The sequence below is a fragment of the Pseudomonas sp. 1928-m genome, from assembly GCF_029269135.1.
Lineage (GTDB): Bacteria > Pseudomonadota > Gammaproteobacteria > Pseudomonadales > Pseudomonadaceae > Aquipseudomonas.
The window spans coordinates 18,183-35,221 of the sequence record NZ_JARIXO010000007.1; the positions used below are offsets into that span (position 1 = coordinate 18,183).

14 protein-coding genes and 2 tRNA genes are annotated in these 17,039 nt (G+C 59.6%); 8 read left to right on the plus strand and 8 right to left on the minus strand.

All coding sequences use genetic code 11. The features are described from left to right. The first annotated feature begins 109 nt into the window (after positions 1–109). The 6 genes from P3C18_RS18300 to P3C18_RS18325 all read left to right on the plus strand — a co-directional run bounded on the left by P3C18_RS18300 (position 110) and on the right by P3C18_RS18325 (position 6,243). Positions 110–1,582 (plus strand): sensor domain-containing diguanylate cyclase, encoded by a 1,473-nt coding sequence (locus tag P3C18_RS18300; RefSeq protein WP_275963244.1) that lies wholly within the window; start codon positions 110–112, stop codon positions 1,580–1,582. Continuing rightward, entirely contained in the window at positions 1,579–1,794 is a 216-nt protein-coding gene (locus P3C18_RS18305; RefSeq protein WP_275963245.1) for a cysteine-rich CWC family protein, read from the plus strand. Before P3C18_RS18300 ends, P3C18_RS18305 begins: the two co-directional genes overlap by 4 nt. Before the next feature lie 2 nt (positions 1,795–1,796). Next, a complete protein-coding gene (locus tag P3C18_RS18310; protein WP_275963246.1) occupies positions 1,797–2,489 on the plus strand; it encodes a 16S rRNA pseudouridine(516) synthase in 693 nt (230 codons plus the stop codon). A 400-nt stretch (positions 2,490–2,889) separates the two neighbouring features. Then, the gene (locus P3C18_RS18315; protein ID WP_275963247.1) at positions 2,890–3,774 is read left to right on the plus strand and encodes an alpha/beta hydrolase; all 885 of its coding nucleotides are present in this window, start codon (positions 2,890–2,892) and stop codon (positions 3,772–3,774) included. A 94-nt stretch (positions 3,775–3,868) separates the two neighbouring features. Further along, positions 3,869–3,942, plus strand: a tRNA-Gly gene (locus tag P3C18_RS18320). A gap of 507 nt (positions 3,943–4,449) precedes the next feature. Continuing rightward, complete coding sequence (locus tag P3C18_RS18325) at positions 4,450–6,243, plus strand: DUF262 domain-containing protein (RefSeq protein ID WP_275963248.1); 1,794 nt, start codon at positions 4,450–4,452, stop codon at positions 6,241–6,243. Between the two features lie 187 nt (positions 6,244–6,430). On the opposite strand, the gene P3C18_RS18330 is transcribed toward P3C18_RS18325, so the two are convergent. Further along, a tRNA-Arg gene (locus P3C18_RS18330) sits at positions 6,431–6,505 on the minus strand. Positions 6,506–6,639: 134 nt separating this feature from the next. On the opposite strand from P3C18_RS18330, the gene P3C18_RS18335 reads away from it, so the two are divergent. After that, positions 6,640–7,119, plus strand: a complete 480-nt coding sequence (locus tag P3C18_RS18335) for a GNAT family N-acetyltransferase (protein ID WP_275963249.1) — start codon at positions 6,640–6,642, stop codon at positions 7,117–7,119. Between the two features lie 154 nt (positions 7,120–7,273). Here the strand turns inward: P3C18_RS18335 and P3C18_RS18340 are convergent, their stop codons facing one another. Together P3C18_RS18340 and P3C18_RS18345 are read right to left on the minus strand one after the other, a co-directional pair. After that, positions 7,274–8,326 (minus strand): Glu/Leu/Phe/Val dehydrogenase dimerization domain-containing protein, encoded by a 1,053-nt coding sequence (locus tag P3C18_RS18340; RefSeq protein ID WP_275963250.1) that lies wholly within the window; start codon positions 8,324–8,326, stop codon positions 7,274–7,276. A gap of 137 nt (positions 8,327–8,463) precedes the next feature. Beyond that, positions 8,464–11,931 (minus strand): indolepyruvate ferredoxin oxidoreductase family protein, encoded by a 3,468-nt coding sequence (locus P3C18_RS18345; RefSeq protein ID WP_275963251.1) that lies wholly within the window; start codon positions 11,929–11,931, stop codon positions 8,464–8,466. Positions 11,932–12,132: 201 nt separating this feature from the next. On the opposite strand from P3C18_RS18345, the gene P3C18_RS18350 reads away from it, so the two are divergent. Continuing rightward, entirely contained in the window at positions 12,133–12,600 is a 468-nt protein-coding gene (locus tag P3C18_RS18350) for an Lrp/AsnC family transcriptional regulator (RefSeq protein ID WP_136665833.1), read from the plus strand. Positions 12,601–12,618: 18 nt separating this feature from the next. Here the strand turns inward: P3C18_RS18350 and P3C18_RS18355 are convergent, their stop codons facing one another. Genes P3C18_RS18355 through phnL form a run of 5 tightly spaced genes read right to left on the minus strand, consistent with a single transcriptional unit; the run spans position 12,619 to position 17,029 of the window. After that, complete coding sequence (locus tag P3C18_RS18355) at positions 12,619–13,839, minus strand: MFS transporter (protein WP_275963252.1); 1,221 nt, start codon at positions 13,837–13,839, stop codon at positions 12,619–12,621. Then, positions 13,836–14,600, minus strand: a complete 765-nt coding sequence (gene phnP / locus P3C18_RS18360) for a phosphonate metabolism protein PhnP (RefSeq protein WP_275963253.1) — start codon at positions 14,598–14,600, stop codon at positions 13,836–13,838. Before phnP ends, P3C18_RS18355 begins: the two co-directional genes overlap by 4 nt. Beyond that, positions 14,591–15,181, minus strand: coding sequence for a phosphonate metabolism protein/1,5-bisphosphokinase (PRPP-forming) PhnN (phnN, locus tag P3C18_RS18365; protein ID WP_275963254.1), 591 nt, complete (start codon positions 15,179–15,181; stop codon positions 14,591–14,593). Before phnN ends, phnP begins: the two co-directional genes overlap by 10 nt. Next, complete coding sequence (locus P3C18_RS18370) at positions 15,181–16,326, minus strand: alpha-D-ribose 1-methylphosphonate 5-triphosphate diphosphatase (RefSeq protein ID WP_275963255.1); 1,146 nt, start codon at positions 16,324–16,326, stop codon at positions 15,181–15,183. The genes phnN and P3C18_RS18370 overlap by 1 nt, the downstream gene beginning before the upstream one ends. After that, on the minus strand, positions 16,316–17,029 hold the full coding sequence (gene phnL / locus P3C18_RS18375; protein WP_275963256.1) for a phosphonate C-P lyase system protein PhnL: 714 nt from the start codon (positions 17,027–17,029) through the stop codon (positions 16,316–16,318). Before phnL ends, P3C18_RS18370 begins: the two co-directional genes overlap by 11 nt. Positions 17,030–17,039: the final 10 nt, after the last annotated feature.

The window sequence follows — 17,039 nt, forward strand, 5'->3', positions numbered from 1 at the left end:
GCAGCAAGCGCCATGGCTGCCGGCAAATCGGCCAAGCGCCGATGTTTCAGCAGCGCCGGCGGTTGCCGAACGCTACAATGCGGCGATTATTTAACCAGCAGAGCCTTGCATGTCTCATCCGTCCCCGCTGACCCGCCAATGGTCCTTGATTGTGTTGCTGCTGGTTCTGCTCGGTTGTGGCTTCCTTGCCACCTCCCTGGCCAGTTACTACACCGCTCTGGACTCGATCCGCGCCGGCATCATCAACACCGAGCTGCCGCTGACCTCGGATAACGTCTACTCGGAAATCCAGAAGGACCTGGTTCGGCCCATCCTGATTTCCTCGATGATGTCCCGCGACACCTACGTGCGCGACTGGGTGCTGGGCGGCGAGAAGGACCCCGAGCAGATCACCCGCTACCTGCGCGAGGTGCAGGAGCATTACGCCACGGTCACCAGCTTCTTCGTCTCCGAGAAAACCCACACCTACTACCAGGCCAAGGGCGTGCTCAAGCAGGTGCAGGAAGATGAGCCGCGCGATGACTGGTATTTCCGCGTGCGCGACATGCAGACCCCGTACGAGATCAATGTCGACGTCGACATGGCCAACGACGACCGCATGACCGTGTTTATCAACTACAAAGTGTTCGACTACCAGCAGCGCTTTATCGGTGCGACCGGCGTGGGCCTGACCGTGGATGCGGTGGTCAAGCTGATCGATACCTACCAGCAGCGCTATGAGCGCAGCGTGTTCTTCGTCGACACCAATGGCCTGCTGGTACTCACCGGCGCCAGTGGCGGGCCGATGGGCGCGCGGGTTGGCCAGTCACTCAGCGAAATCCCCGGCCTGGAAGAATTGCAGGCCAAGCTGCCGCATCCGCAAAGTGGCGACTTCGAATACCAGGAACACGGCCGCGACCACTTCCTCAATGTGCGTTTTATCCCCGAGCTGAACTGGTATCTGTTTGTCGACAAACACGAAGACGGCGCGGTCGCCGGCATCCGCAAGTCGCTGTACCTCAATCTGCTGATCWGCCTGGTGGTCACCGTTATCGTCATCAGCCTAGTCAGCCTGGTGCTGCGCCGCTATCAACGGCGCATCAGCGCCCTGGCCACCACCGACCTGCTGACCRAGCTGCCCAACCGCCGAGGCTTCGACCTACTGGCCAACCAGGCCGTACAGGAAGTGCGGCGCAGCCCAAGCGCGCTGTGCGCCCTGATGCTCGATCTGGACAACTTCAAGCAGCTCAACGACAGCCACGGCCATATGGCCGGTGATGAAGTGCTGCGCCGCTTTGCCAGCGACCTGCGCAGCACCGTGCGCCAGTCCGACATCATCTGCCGCTGGGGTGGCGAGGAATTTATCCTGCTGCTCAAGGACACCACACCCGAGCAGGCCCGCGAGCTGGGCGAGAAGATCCGCCAGCAAACCGAGCAAAGCAGCATCAGCTTCAACGGCGCGCAGCTGGGCATCACCACCAGCATCGGCCTGGCGCAATTGCATGCCGATGAGTCGCTGGAGCAGCTGATCACCCGCGCCGACCGCGCCCTCTACCGGGCCAAACAGGGCGGCCGCAACCGCCTGTGTGAAGAAACCGCGTGAGTGATGACAGCAGCCGCTGCCCCTGCTGCGGGCAGCTCAACCAGTGCGCCCAGGCTGGCGCCGACGCACCGGTAAGCGAGTGCTGGTGTTTTAGCGTGCCCATCGATGCCGCGCAGTTGGCCAAGCTGCCGCCCGAGCAGCGCAACCGCAGCTGCCTGTGCCCACGCTGTGCTCAGGGCCTGCCGCCTGAAACCTCGCAAGCAAACAGCTAGCCATGCGCCTCGACCGTTTTCTCAGCAACCTGCCTCAACTCAATCGCCAAGCCGCCCGCCAACTGCTGGCCAGCGGCCGCGTGCAAGTGGACGGTGCGGTGGTTTGCAATGGCCTATGCGAAGTCAGTCAGTTCAGCCGTATCGAGCTTGATAGCGAGCTGCTGCAAGCCGGCAAAGCCGCACGCTATTTCATGCTGCACAAACCCATCGGCGTGGTCAGCGCCACCGAGCATGAGCAGCACCGCACGGTGCTGGACTTGCTCGATGAGCCGGACAAAGCCGATCTGCACCTGGCCGGCCGCCTGGACCTGAATACCAGCGGCCTGCTGATTATCACCAACGATGGCCAATGGTCACGCCGCCTCACCGAGCCGCGCAGCCGGCTGGGCAAGGTCTATCGGGTTGAGACCGAACAGCCGATTACTCCTGAGTACATCGAGGTGTTCGCCCGCGGCCTGTACTTCGCCTATGAAGACCTCACCACCCTGCCCGCCGAACTGGTTATTCTCGATAGCCACAGCGCCCTGCTGACCCTGCACGAAGGCCGTTACCATCAGGTCAAGCGCATGTTTGGCCACTTCCAGAACAAGGTCATCGGCCTGCACCGCCTGAGCATGGGCGCCATCCAACTCGACCCGCAGCTGGTCCCCGGTCAGTACCGCGCCCTGACGGCAGCGGAAATTGCCTGCATCTAAGACAATCCGTCTCAAGTCACATGCTTAGCTAGCTAACCGACAAACGGTTGTTCGATATCCCAATATTCACTTGCGCCAGCAGGAGCACGGCTGCTTAAATCAAACCATAAGGTCTTATCGTGACCGAACAGTCACGCAAGCCATCTAAGCGTTCCATCGGTTACTTGCGCACTGCGCGAAATGGGTTCCTGCCTGGTCAAAGACGCCACTCCACACCTGCCAAAAGGTCGTGGACGGATGCTCTATTTCAGCCCTAACTGATTGAAAATAAATAACTTATAAAATCCTCCAGCCTGACATCTTGCTGTCACGTCCAGGCGCTTTCCTGATTGTCCTGCTTAGCCCGGTTTAACGGCACCGCCGTTTTGCCATGCCCACTTTTGCGCCAGGAGGAAACGACATGAAGCCAGCTACCGCTGTCGTCGATGTTCACGGAATCTACAAGATCTACACGGAGTTCTACGCCAATCCGAGCGCGCGCAAGACCATCATCCTGGTTAACGGCTCACTCTCCACCACCGCAGCCTTCGCGCAAACGGTCAAATACCTGCGTACCCAGTTCAATGTGGTGCTCTATGACCAGCCCTATGCCGGCCAGTCGAAGCCGCACAACCATCATCACCAGCCGATCACCAAGGAAGACGAGGCCAGCATCCTGCTTGAACTGATCGAACAGTTCCGCGCCGACCACCTGATGTCGTTCTCTTGGGGTGGCGTCGCCGCCATGCTGGCCCTGGCCCAGCGCCCGGCGCGTATTGAAAAGGCGGTGATCACCTCCTTCTCGCCGCTGCTCAACGAGCCGATGGTCGACTACCTGGAACAAGGCCTGGCCCATCTGCACGCCCTCGACGGCGACCAACTCGGTCACCTGGTCAACAGCACCATCGGGCGCTACCTGCCATCGCTGTTCAAGCGCTATAACCATCGCCATATCAGCAGCCTCGACAGCCACGAATACCAGCAAATGCATGCCCATGTGCACCAGGTACTGCACCTCGACGCCCATTGCCAGATGCAGTGCCTGGCAGGTATCGAGATCCCGCTGCTATTCGTCAACGGCGAACACGACGCCTACACCTCGCCAGCCGACGTGCGCCTGTTCGCCAAGCACCTGAACGACTGCCAGTTCGTCACCATCGACAACGCCGGGCACTTCCTCGACATGGAACACAAAGCCGCATGGCTGCAGAGCCAGGCCGCACTGCTGGGCTTCCTGCAGAGCAAGCCACTGCGCCAGACCCACTACCGCCCACAGATGGACGTACTCCACGCGCTGGCCGTATGAAGCCTGTACACACCCGCGCCCGCACCGCGTTATTGCAGATAACCGGGGCGCGGACTTCATTTCAACCAAGACTTCCGGTATAAAGGCACCCGCTGCGGGCGTCGTATAGTGGTAATACCCTAGCTTCCCAAGCTAGAGCTGTGGGTTCGATTCCCATCGCCCGCTCCAAATCGCAGAATCTAAAGCCTCGAAACCAAACGGTTTCGGGGCTTTTTGCTTTTTGGGAGATGGCTGGGTCGGGAGTGGGCCGGCTATTGGGTTTGGCCGCAGTACATCTTGCAGGTGATCCGGCAAAACCTTCCCTTTTGCCCTGCAGCAGATCGCCATGCAGGCAGCGCATGCTTCGGCCTGGGCATCAACAGTGGCGTAATGCCAGCTTTACGGATCAAGACCTTCCGTATCTATTAGCTTTAATCCACTATGTTCGGCATTGACCCATCTTGAGGGACGGGAACTGCGGAAGGTGCTGAACGAGAGAAAAGAGCATCAGCGCCGGGACAACAGATCTGCTTATAAAAATTTACCTGCAGTACGCCTAATGGCGGGAAAACCAGCCCGGGCTACTACAAAGCCAACCAATATTCGAGTCCCCCGACGCGGGGACGATTGCACAAGAAGTAGCTAACCACTGGTACGCCCGATAATGGAAATTTCTAATCGTATTTAGGAGGTAACATGGCAGCACCACAGCAAGAGCTAATTGTTCGCGGAGAACAAGTTGAACGTATATTCATCAGCTACAGAGACAAAAAATATTTAGTTAATCGGCGCTATCAAAGAAAGCTAATATGGACGCTTGATGAAAAACAAAGCTTTATAGACTCAATCATCAACGGCTATCCAATTCCAATTATTCTTTTGGCAGACCCTAAAAACAGCCAGAACGGGGCACTAGAAATAATTGACGGCATGCAAAGAATGGATGCAATAACATCATTTATAAACAACGACTTTCCAGTCAACGGAACATATTTTGACCTTAACACTTTTGCCACAACTAAAGACATGCTTGACCGAGGAGTACTTGCACAAAAAACACCTGTAATGGCAAGAGAGAATTGCCTTTTCATTGCTGCATATCCAGTACCCCTATCAATTTACGAGTTTGCTGATGGAGAATCAGTGGATGAAGTGTTCAGGAGAATTAACTCCGGAGGCCGTCAGCTCTCTCGTCAAGAATTAAGAGTTGCAGGTGCCATAAATTCATTCTCGGACTGTGTAAGAGTTATCTCGTCACGTATCCGAGGAGACTCATCAAACTCAAGCTTGCTGTTCCTGAATGACATGAAAGCAATCAGCATTACTAACTCCGACTTGGATTACGGAATAAATGCAGATGAAGTTTTCTGGGTGAAAAATGGCATACTAAGCAAAGATCATTTACGCCAAAGTCGCGACGAAGAGCTAATCGCAGATATTGTCGCATACATGGTTTCTGACGAACCTGTTGCATCCAGAACTGAGCTTTTTGATGACTACTATGGCGCAACAACACCATTAGAAGGTGCAAGCCTTGATAGATTCAACAGCATAGATCAATCGATACGGAGACGTAATCCTGACCTCGTAGACATGGATTATCAGAGAAGCCATGACACTTTAGAGTTAATATTGGCACAATATGGAGGTAGCTTTTTCAACCTTCTATTTCCCAATCAAAACGTCGGAAACCCTATACCACGCTATTTCCAATCAGTATTTCTAGCAATACATGACCTGATCGTTCGGAAAGGTTTGATTGTCACCGACCGCAATGGTGTTATTAATGCGTTAAAAAATAAAGGCAGACACATTTCGATCCAAGAAGGTGGGCGCTGGGGTGCAGAAAACAGAGCAGCAGCAGTTGACTCCGTTATAGGCATGATCCAGAAATTCTTTGAGACTGACCCTAACCCGGACCCAGCCAAAGTTCACTGGGTTACAAAACTTCAGAACCTTCTAACAAACTCTAAAACTGAACAAGCTGCATATGATTTCAAACAAGGATTTTTGGAGCTTTCTGAAAAACCAACATTCGATCAAAATTCTCTAGAGAAAATATTTGAAACCTGCGCGGCAATTTCCAATATCAGAAGGGGCTGCAGGGGATATGTGATTGTTGGCGTAGCAGACAACACAAAAACCGCATTACGCGTTACCAATCTATTTGGTGTAAACCCTATAACTTTCGGAGGCTTTCAAGTTACCGGCGTAGAGCATGAAGCAGCTCATTTAGGTAAAAACCTAGACCAGCTTTTCCAAAAAATAACGGATGAGGTCAGACGATCTGACTTATCAGAACCGTTGAAGTCATACATTAACTCGCACATGAAGTGCGTAAGCTATTATGACAAAACAGTATTTGTTTTCGAGATAGAAGGCCAAGAAAAACCATCACTATATAAGAAAAAATATTTCGAGCGCCAAGGCACTCAGGTAATGGAAATTGAGCCAGAAAATCTATCCGTGCTTTTTTCTAGATTCAGTTAGAAAGAGAACTTAGCTCGTAGTCGTAGGATGGGTTGAGCTTAGCGAAACCCATCACCCGCTCCAGAACCCAAAGCCCTGAAGCCAACCAGTTTCGGGGCTTTTTGCTTTCGGGGATAAACGACGTAAGCGCTGAGTAGCGCAAGCACCCGCCAGGCATTTGATAACAACCCTAACGTGCTGCAGTAGATGGCGTTCCCAACTGGATTCGAACCAGTATCTAGCCCTTAGGAGGGGCTTATTCTATCCATTGAACTATGGGAACCGAGGCTGGATAGACGGGCTACCAGCGGGCGGCATCTTAGCGAGACCGCAGGCGTTTGTCATGCCGCTGCCATCATCTCGGCGCCATACTGCCAACTGACTGCCAACCGGTTGTCATAAGGAGAGGAGATCGCCATGCGCCCTGCTGCTTCGCATCATCTGCCGGATTCGCCTTTTGCCGATTTTCACCTGCGTGCGGTCAGCGTTAACGATGCTGCCGCCCTGGCGGCCTTGCTGCAACAATTGGCGCCCGATGAGCCGCGTGCCGATGCCAAGCTGCTGGCTTTGCGCCTGAGCGAGCTGCCGGTGAGCCGTGTGGTGCTGGTGGCCGAGCGTGACGGTAAGTTGCTCGGCACCTGCACGGTCAACCTGATCGAGCACCTGGCGCACAACTTTGCCCGCTCGGCGATTCTGGAAGATGTGGTGGTGGATACTGAGGCGCGCGGCCTGGGGATTGGCCAGGCGCTGATGGGCAAAGCCATCGAACGCGCCCGCGCCTGGGGTTGTTACAAGGTGGCGCTGTCCAGCAGCCAGAGCCGTGAGGCCGCCCATGCCTTTTATGCAAACTTGGGGTTTAAGCCGCATGGGATTAGTTTGGCGCTGATGCTGGATTAAGACGCTATTTCTAGCTGTCAGAGGCCTTTGTAGGAGCGGGGGGGACGCCCAGTCCTTGCCCGCGAACCAAAGTGACCGGAAGAACATCGCGGGCAAGCCCGCTCCTACAGGTTTTGTAAAACGTGCCAGTAGGGCGGGCAACAGTCAGGCGTTTTTAACGGCCAAAGCGCTCTTCGGCCAACTGATCGGCAATCTCTACGGTGGTTTTACTTGCCGCATCGGCGCGCTGGAAGATCTGTTCCAGGGTCGCGCCGATGCCTTCGATATGCGCTTTGAGCTGGGCGGCGCTGCCGCCGGTGCGTTCGTAGCAGACATCGATAATGCCGCCGGCATTGATCGCGTAATCCGGCGCGTACAGGCATTCGTTGCGGCGCAGGGTTTCCGCCAGGCTGGCATCGGCCAGCTGGTTATTGGCGGCCCCGGCGATAATCGGCGCGCGCAGGGCTTCCAGGGTTTGCTGGTTGATGATGCCGCCCATGGCGCATGGCGCGAATACATCGACATCCAGGCCGAAAATCGCCTGTTGCGTCACGGCGGTTGCGCCCAGCTGCTCGACCGCACGGCGCACATTGGCCTCGACGATATCGGTTACCCACAGCTCGGCACCAGCGGCTTTCAGCTGACGCGCCAGGTCGAAGCCCACCTGCCCTACCCCCTGGATCGCGACTTTCAAACCGTGGAGATCATCACGGCCCAGGCGGTGTTTGACTGCGGTCTGGATGCCGATAAACACCCCGTAGGCGGTGGACGGTGACGGGTCGCCATTGCGCGTGCCGCCAGCGAAGGCTTCGCGCAGCTCGGCGCCGGATACGTGGCGCGTGCGCTCGGCCATGATCTGCATTTCCGCAACGCCGGTGCCGGAGTCGGCGGCGGTGATATAGCGGCCGCCGAGGCTGTCGACAAAATCACCCATGGCCTGGAACAGCGCCGCGCTTTTGCCGGTATGCGGGTCGCCGATGATCACGGCTTTGCCGCCACCCAGCGGCAGATTGGCCAGGGCCGATTTGTAGGTCATGCCGCGCGACAGGCGCAACACATCGCGCAGCGCTTCATCGTCATTGGCGTAGGGCCACATGCGGCAACCGCCGAGGGCCGGGCCGAGGTTGCTGTTGTGAATGGCGATAATCGCCCGCAGGCCGCTGGCCTTGTCGTGGCCGTAGACCACCTGCTCGTGGTGGTCGAAATCGATATGGGAAAACACGGACATGGGAGTTCCTTGATTGTTCTTGTTGTTTGGTTTTTGTAGGAGCCAGGGGGCGCCTAGTTCTTGCTGGCGATCAAGGCGTGTCACTAATGCCCGAAGATCGCCAGCAAGCTGGCTCCTACATAGAGGATGGAGGGGGTTTATGCTGCCGGTTCAAACAGCTGCACAGCGGCGATCTGGCTGACGACCATGCGCGCCTTGAGCTGAGCGCTCTGCTCGCGCACCTTGGCCAGGCTGCGTTCCTTGACGTGGCCATAGCCACGGATCTGCTCCGGCAGCTCGGCCAGGGCCAGCGCGGTGCGGTAGTTGTCGGCGTTGAGTTCCTTGAGCAGGTAGTCCAGATCCTGCTCGTAGTCGTCGATCAACTGCAGCTCTAGCTTGCGCTCGGCGCTGTAGCCGAACAGGTCCAGCGGTGTGCCACGCAGAAATTTGAACTTGGCCAGTACGCCGAAAGCTTTGAGCATCCAGGCTCCGAACTGACGCTTACGCGGCTCGCCGGTGCTGGCATCCGGCTTGCTCAGCCAGGACGGCGCCAGGTGGAACTCCAGGCGGTAGTCGCCGCTGAACTGCGCCTCCAGCTGACGGATAAAGCTGCCGTCGCTGTACAGCCGCGCCACTTCGTACTCGTCCTTGTAGGCCAAGAGCTTGAAGTAGTACCGCGCCACGGCCTTGCTCAGTGCTTGGTCGGCGCTCTTGTCGACCTGCTGCACCCGCGCCACCTGCTCGCGGTAGCGTTCGGCGTAGGCGGCGTTCTGGTAGGCGGTCAGACGCACAATGCGGTCGGCGATGATGTCTTCCAGAGTCTGACAATGTGGGGCTTCAATCACCTCCGGCTTGGCCAGACGCTCCACCGCAACCGCATCATGAGCTGCACGACGGCCCCAGAGGAAGGCCTGCTGATTGAGCTGCACGGCCACGCCGTTAAGCTCGATGGCTTTGTTGATGGCTTCGGCGGAAACCGGCACCAGGCCTTTCTGGTAAGCGAAACCGAGCATAAACAGGTTGGTGGCGATGCTGTCGCCGAGCAGGCGGGTGGCCAGGCGGCTGGCATCGACGAAGTGGGTTTTGCTCGCGCCGACCGCTTCGATCAGCGCCTCGCGCATGGCCGCGCCAGGCACCTGAGCATCGGGGTTGCGGGTGAATTCGGCGGTGGCGGCTTCATGGCTGTTGACCACCGCATGGGCGATCTTGTCATTCAGCTTGGCCAGGGCCTCTTCGCTGGCTGACACCACCAGATCGCAACCCAGCAGCAGATCGGTTTCCCCGGCGGCAATGCGCACGGCAAAGATATCGTCCTGCTTGGCGGCAACCCGGATATGGGTGATCACCGGGCCGAACTTCTGCGCCAGGCCAGCCTGATCGAGCACGCTGCAGCCCTTGCCTTCGATATGCGCAGCCATGCCGAGCAATGCGCCGACGGTGGTGACACCGCTGCCGCCGACACCCGGTAGGAGGATATTCCAGGGACGATCCAGCGCCGGTTGGCGCGGCTCCGGCAAGGCAATAAACAGCGCACCTAGACCGACGGCCGTAGGTTTGCGCAGGCTGCCGCCGTGCACGGTGACAAAGCTTGGGCAGAAGCCCTCAACGCAGCTGAAATCCTTGTTACAGGAGTTCTGGTCGATCTCGCGCTTGCGCCCCAGTTCGGTTTCCAGCGGCAGCACTGACAGGCAGTTGGATTTCACGCTGCAATCGCCGCAACCCTCGCACACCGCCGGATTGATAAAGGCACGCTTCTGCGGGTCGACCAGCTTGCCGCGCTTGCGCCGACGGCGTTTCTCGGTGGCGCAGGTCTGGTCATAGATAAGCACCGAGCAGCCCTGGAACTCGCGCAGCTCACGCTGCACAGCGTCCAGATCACGCCGGTGGTGGAAGGTGACGATGGGTGCGAAGGTGTTGCGGGTTGGGTACTTCTCCGGCTCGTCGGTGACCAGGGCGATGCGTTTAACCCCTTCGGCGTACACCTGCTGGCTCAGTTGATCGACGCGCAGTTCGCCGTCGATGGGCTGGCCGCCAGTCATGGCCACGGCGTCGTTGTAGAGAATCTTGTAGGTGATATTCACCCCGGAGGCCACGGCCGCACGCAGAGCCAGCTGGCCGGAGTGGAAGTAGGTGCCGTCACCGAGGTTCTGGAAGATATGCGGGGTGTCGGTAAACGGCGCCTGGCCGATCCAGGTCGCACCCTCACCGCCCATCTGGGTAAAGGTATCGGTGTTGCGGTCCATCCACTGGGTCATGTAGTGGCAACCGATACCGCCCTGGGCGCGGCTACCTTCCGGCAGTTTGGTCGAGGTGTTATGCGGGCAGCCGGAACAGAAATGCGGGGTGCGTACGGTAGTGTGCTTTGGCGCGGCCAGCGATGCTTCCTTGGCCGCCAAGAAGGCCAGACGCTCGTCGATGCTGGCGCTGCTGTAGATCGGTGCGAGGCGCTTGGCGATGGCGCGGGCGATCATCGCCGGGGTCAGTTCGGAGAGGTTCGGCAGCAGCGAATGGCCGGCTTCATCGAACTCGCCAACCACCACCGGACGCTTGCCCACGGGCCAGTTGTAGAGCTGACCGGTGAGCTGGTCTTCGATAATGCTGCGCTTTTCCTCGACCACCAGAATCTCGTCCAGCCCCTCGGCGAACTCGTGCACCGACACGGGCTCCAGCGGCCAGCTCATGCCGACCTTGAGCACGCGCAGGCCAACCTGGGCGCACAGCGCTTCATCCAGGCCGAGGTCATCCAGGGCCTGACGCACGTCGAGATAGGACTTGCCGGTGGTGATAATCCCTAAGCGCGGGTTGGGCGAATCGAGCTTGATCTGGTTGAGGTTGTTGGCCAGCGCAAAGGCGCGGGCGGCGTAGATCTTGTAGGTGTTAAGGCGCGCTTCCTGGGCCAGGGGTGGGTCCGGCCAGCGGATATATACGCCGTCTTCCGGCAGCTGGAAGTCCTCGGGAATCTTCACCTGCATACGCAGCGGGTCGACATCCACCACGGCAGAAGAGTCGACGTTCTCGGCGATGGTTTTCAGCGCCACCCAGCAACCGCTGTAGCGCGACAGCTCCCAGCCGATGATGCCGTAATCGAGAATTTCCTGAACGTTGGCCGGATTCAGCACCGGGATCGAGGCGGCGATAAACGCATGCTCGCTCTGGTTGGCAATGCTCGAAGATTTGCAGCCATGGTCGTCGCCAGCCAGCAGCAGCACGCCGCCATGCTCGGAAACGCCGGCCGAGTTGCCGTGCTTGAACACATCACCGCAACGGTCAACACCCGGGCCTTTGCCGTACCACATGGCAAACACGCCGTCGTAGCGCGCACCGGGGAACAGGCTGGTCTGCTGGCTGCCCCACACCGAGGTGGCGGCCAACTCTTCGTTGACCCCCGGCTGGAAGTGGATGTGGTTGTCCTTGAGGTACTGCTTGGCGTCCCACAAGCTCTTGTCGAGGTTGCCCAGGGGCGAGCCACGGTAGCCGGAAATAAAGCACGCGGTATTCAGGCCATGGGCGGCGTCGCGTTGCTTCTGCAGCATGGGCAGGCGGGTCAGTGCCTGGGTGCCGGTGAGGTACAGGTGACCAGTGGCAAGGCGGTACTTGTCATCCAGGCGGATCTCGGCCAGAGACATGGTGGTGCTCCTGTTATTTTTATCGAGAGCTGGGTTGGCAACGGTGAATGCCACCCTTGTTAAGCCTAGTGCGGGATCACCACACAAGGCGCATGGCCAAGAATATGAACGGAGCGCGCGGCTTTTTTATTTCTTTTTGCTGGCCGTTTTGCAGATACTGCGCATGATTAATCCAACAAGAACAAAAAACCCGGAACAGTCATGCAAGAAAAACTCAGCCCCATCGACCGCAAGATTCTCCGCCTGCTGCAACACAACGCCGACCTCTCTGCCGCCGAGATCGCCGAGAAGGTGGAATTGTCACAATCGCCCTGCTGGCGGCGGATTCATCGCATGCAGGAAGAAGGCATTATCGAGCGCAAGGTTGCCCTGCTCAGCCACAAGCAACTGGGCTTTAGCATCACCGTGTTTGTCGATATCAAACTGTCGGCGCACGGGCGCAGCAACCTGGAAGAGTTCGAGCAGGCGGTGGTCGGTTACCCCGAGGTGCTGGAGTGTTTCACCATGGCCGGCGGCTCGGATTACCTGCTCAAGGTGGTGGCCAAGGACATCGCCAGCTATGAACGCTTTCTGCGCGACCACCTGCTGCAACGCCCGCATGTGCACGAAGCGCACTCGCATATCGCCATGAGCGAGGTCAAACGCACTACTGAATTGCCGCTGGATTGAGGCGTGAGATCGCCTTGCCTATGCCGCCTCCGCACGCGGCTGCCGCAGGGCGCATTCCGACTGCGCTTTGCCCGCCCACCACAATGCCAGCGGGCCGAGCAGCAATAGCAGGCCCATCAGGGCAAACGCCGCCCACCAGCCGAGCAGGCTCTTGTCGCCCAACACATCCAGGCTGATGCCAAACAGTAGCGGGCCGAGAAAGGCGCCGCTAAAGCCGGTGCAGGAATACAGCGCCATGGCCGTGCCGCGGTGACTGGCCGGGGCCACAGCGATCAGACCAGCCGTCAGGGATGACGAATCGGCGGTGACGGTAATGCTGTAGAGCAGCACCAGCACCAGCATCAGCCAGAACGGCAAGGCTGCACTCAGGCCGATAAACAGCGCCAGAGCCGTCGAGCTGAGCATCACTGCGATCAACCAGCGCTGCCGACCAAAACGCAGCGCCAGCTCGTTGCCGAAGATGCTCGCCGGCATACCGATCAGGGTCACCAGCATCGCCACCCAGGTGCCGGACAGCCAGGGATCGCTGCCCTGCAAATGCCCGGAGAACACCACAAAAGCCACCACCCAGGCGCGCAGGGCAAACAGTTCAAGGTTATGCACCGCATAGGCCAGGCAGTAAGCCGCCACTGCGCGGCTCTTTAATGGGGCCAAATCCAGTAGCTTGCGCGGCGCATGCTGCACCACCGCTTTTGGCTGCAAACCCCAATAGACCATGGCCCAGGCCAGCAAGGCGCAGACGCCACTGAGCAGAGTCGGCAACTGCCAGCCGCCGAACTTGGCCAGCTCGCCGGCGAGAATAAACGACAGTGCCGTACCCAAACCGAAGCTCGCCGTATAGAACGCCACCGCGCGCGACTGCGCCGGCCCTTCGATACGTTCGGACAGCGCCTTGAGCCCCGGCATATAGGTGCCGGCCAAACCAACGCCCGCCAGCACTCGCCAGGCCAGGGCCGACCAGAAACCATCGGCGAAGACAAAACCGGCATTGGCCACGGCAGTCAGCAGCATCGCCGCCAGATAGATCAGCCGCGCATCGTATTTGTCGGTCAGCCCGGTAAGGATCGGCACTGCAACCATATAACCGAGAAAGAACCCGCCACCAATCCAGCCCGCCTGGGTATTAGTCAGCCCCCACAGCGCCTGAAAATCCGGCAGCAAGGCGGCGAACAGGGCAAAGCCAGCCATGCCCAGGGTTTCCGAGCCGCACAGCAGCAGCGTCACGCGGCGGGCGTTCATAGCACTCGCCCATCAAAGGCTAGGCTAACCCCCGCAGGCAAGGCATCGGGGTGTTCCAGCAGCCAGGCGTCGAAGCTATGGCCGATATGGGTCAGCACGGTTTCTCTCGGTTGCAACTGCTCGACCACTTCCAGCGCGCGGGTCAGGTCGTTGTGGTTGCGCGGGGCGATGGGCTGCGGTGCGGTGGAGCAATCCAGCACCAGCAGATCCAGCGGCTGCTTGCGCAGTACCTCAGCACTGGCGTCTGGTACGCCGAGGGTGTCAGTGAGGTAGGCGATACGCCGTTGTTCGCCACTCGCCGTTAAGCCTTGCAGTAGATAACCAAATGTCGGCTTGGAGTGATTAAGCGGCAGCGCGGTGACGCTTAACTCAGCCAGTTGCCGCCGCTCGAAGGGCGCAAAGGGCTGACTGAAATCGAGAATGCCGGGGTGCTTGTACAGATCGGCCAGGCCTTCCGGATCATCCGGGCCATGCACCGGAATAATCAGCCCCTGACCCCAGCGCAGGTGCAGCAAGCCCTGGGCGTGGTCGGCGTGATAATGGGTTTGCAGAATGCCGCTCAGGCTATGGGGCGGGAAGCGCTCACACAGATCGCTCAGGCCCGAGTCGATCAGCCAGCGCTGCGCGCCGCATTCAATCAGCGCGCAACAGGGCCCACGACGACGTGCAGGATTCAGACGTGCGCTGTCGCAGGCCGCGCAGCTGCAGTTGTACACCGGCACCTGACGCGCATCGCCGGTGCCGAGCAGGGTCAGGCGCATGCGCGCGCATCGCTAAGCAGTTGCAGCAACTGGGTGACGGTTTGGTCGAGTGGGCCGGAGTTATTCAGCAGGTATTGCGATTCGGCCTCTCCCCTCTCCCCAGCCCTCTCCCCTAAGGGGAGAGGGGGCTGGAGCGAACGACTGCGCGCCAGGCGTGCCTCGATCTGCTCGGCGCTTTCCCGACCGCGCGCTTGCAAGCGCAGGCGCAATGCCGCTTCATCCACCTGCAACAGGATTGCCAGCAACTCGGGATAACGCTGCCGGGCCTGGGCCAGATGGCCGCGCGAGCCGTTGACCAGCACATCCTGCCCCGCCACCAGCCAGTCATCGATCTGCCGGGGAATGCCATAGGCCAGGCCGTTGGCGCGCCAGCTCAGGGCAAAAGCGCCGGCGGCTTCCTGCTGGTCGAACTCGGCAGGCGACACCCCGATGGCGTCCTCACCCACCGCTTCCGCCGAGCGAGTGATCACCCGGCGGGCGATCACACAACCACGTTCAGCCAGGCGCTCGCGCGCGGCATTCAACAGGCTGTCCTTGCCCGAGCCCGAAGGCCCCATCAGATAGATCAACCGGCCGCTCATCAGAACACCCTTTTCGCTTGTCGCCAGACTTGCTGGATCACCGCCTGGCCCGCATGCACCTGCGCCTGCACCAGGTCGGCACGCAGGCCGACGCGGATTTCGCCGCGATCATGCAGCCCCGCCGCCTGTGCCGGCACGCGGCTGACGGTGGCAATCGCGCGCGGCAGATCATAGCCGTTATCCTGCCCGGCCAGCAGCAAAGCGGCCTGCAACAGGCTGGACGGGTAGTAGTCGCTGGAAAGGATATCCAGCACTCCATGCTGGGCCAGTTCGGCGGCGGCGATATTGCCGGAGTGCGAACCGCCGCGCACGATATTCGGCGCGCCCATCAGCACCTTCAAGCCCAGTTCGTGGCTGGCCTTGGCCGCCTCCAGGGTGGTGGGAAATTCGGCGATGGACATGCCAAAGCTCGCCGACTCCTGCACATGGGCCAGGGTCGCGTCGTCATGGCTGGCCACGGAAATACCACGGGCCTGGCAGTCGGCAACAATGCTGCGGCGCTGGCGATCGCTGTACTGCCGCGAGTTGTCCACCTGCTCGACGATAAAGGCATTCATCTCCGCCTCGCTGAGGTGGTACTTGCCCATGTAGTACTCGCGGTATTTGTCTTCCTTGGCAAACTGACGCTGGCCCGGCGCGTGGTCCATCACCGACACCAGCTGCACCAGCGGGTGCTCGACCAGATCGCGAAACACCGCGAGGGTCTCCGGGTGGCAGACCTCGCAACGCAGGTGCAGGCGGTGATCCGCGCGTATATGCCCGACCGCTGCCGCTTCGGCGATGGCTTCAAGCATCGCCGGCAGTTGCTGCATGCGCTTGCCGCGCGGATTGACGTCGCCAATCGCCAGGGCATCAAACACCGTGGTGATGCCGGCCGAGGCGATCTGCGCATCGTGAGTCAGTACTGCCGAGGCCGATGGCCAATCCACCCCCGGCCGTGGGCTCATGTACTTTTCCAGGTTGTCGGTGTGCAGCTCGACCAGGCCGGGCAGCAGGTAATCACCGTTCAAGTTCTGCGCCTGGGGCAAACCGCTAACGCCCTCTTCCACCTGGGCAATCAGGCCGTCGCGCAGCACCAGGGTGCCGACAAACTCCTGCTCGGCAGTGACGATCCGCGCGTTGGTCAGAATCAGTTCAACCGGCATATACATACTCCTGCTGCGCCGCAGCGCTCATATCAAGGTTGCGATCGGCCACCGCCTCACGGGCGGCGCGGTCGTGGAAGATGCCGATCAGCGCGCTACCGGCGACCTTGGCTTCAGCGATCAGTTCCAGCACCACCTGGCGGTTGGCGTCGTCCAGGGACGCGGTGGGTTCGTCCAGCAGCATCAGCGGCCAGGCGACCATAAAGCCGCGGGCGATATTCACCCGCTGCTGCTCGCCGCCGGAGAAGGTGCCAGGGGCCAGCTGCCACAGGGCCTGAGGGATATTCAGACGGCTGAGCAGGCTTTTCGCCCGCGCCTCGGCATCGGCCTTGCTCCAGCCACGGGCCAGGGCCGGTTCCATCACCACATCCAGGGTCGCCACGCGCGGAATAACCCGCAGAAACTGGCTGACATAACCCAGGGTTTGCCGGCGTACCGCCAGCACTTGGCGCGGTTCGGCGCCAACCAGCTCGACCCATTCGCCGTTGTGCAACACGCGAATGCTGCCGCCAGCGGCCAGGTAATTGCCGTACAGGGTGCGCAGCAAAGTCGATTTACCTGCACCGGATTGGCCATGCAGCACCAGGCACTCGCCAGCGCGCACGCTGAAATGCAGCCCGCTCAATACATTCAGCACCACGCCATGCTGCTGATGCAGGGTGAAGGTCTTGCTGAGGCCGGAGACCTCGATAAGCGTATTCATGATTGACCTC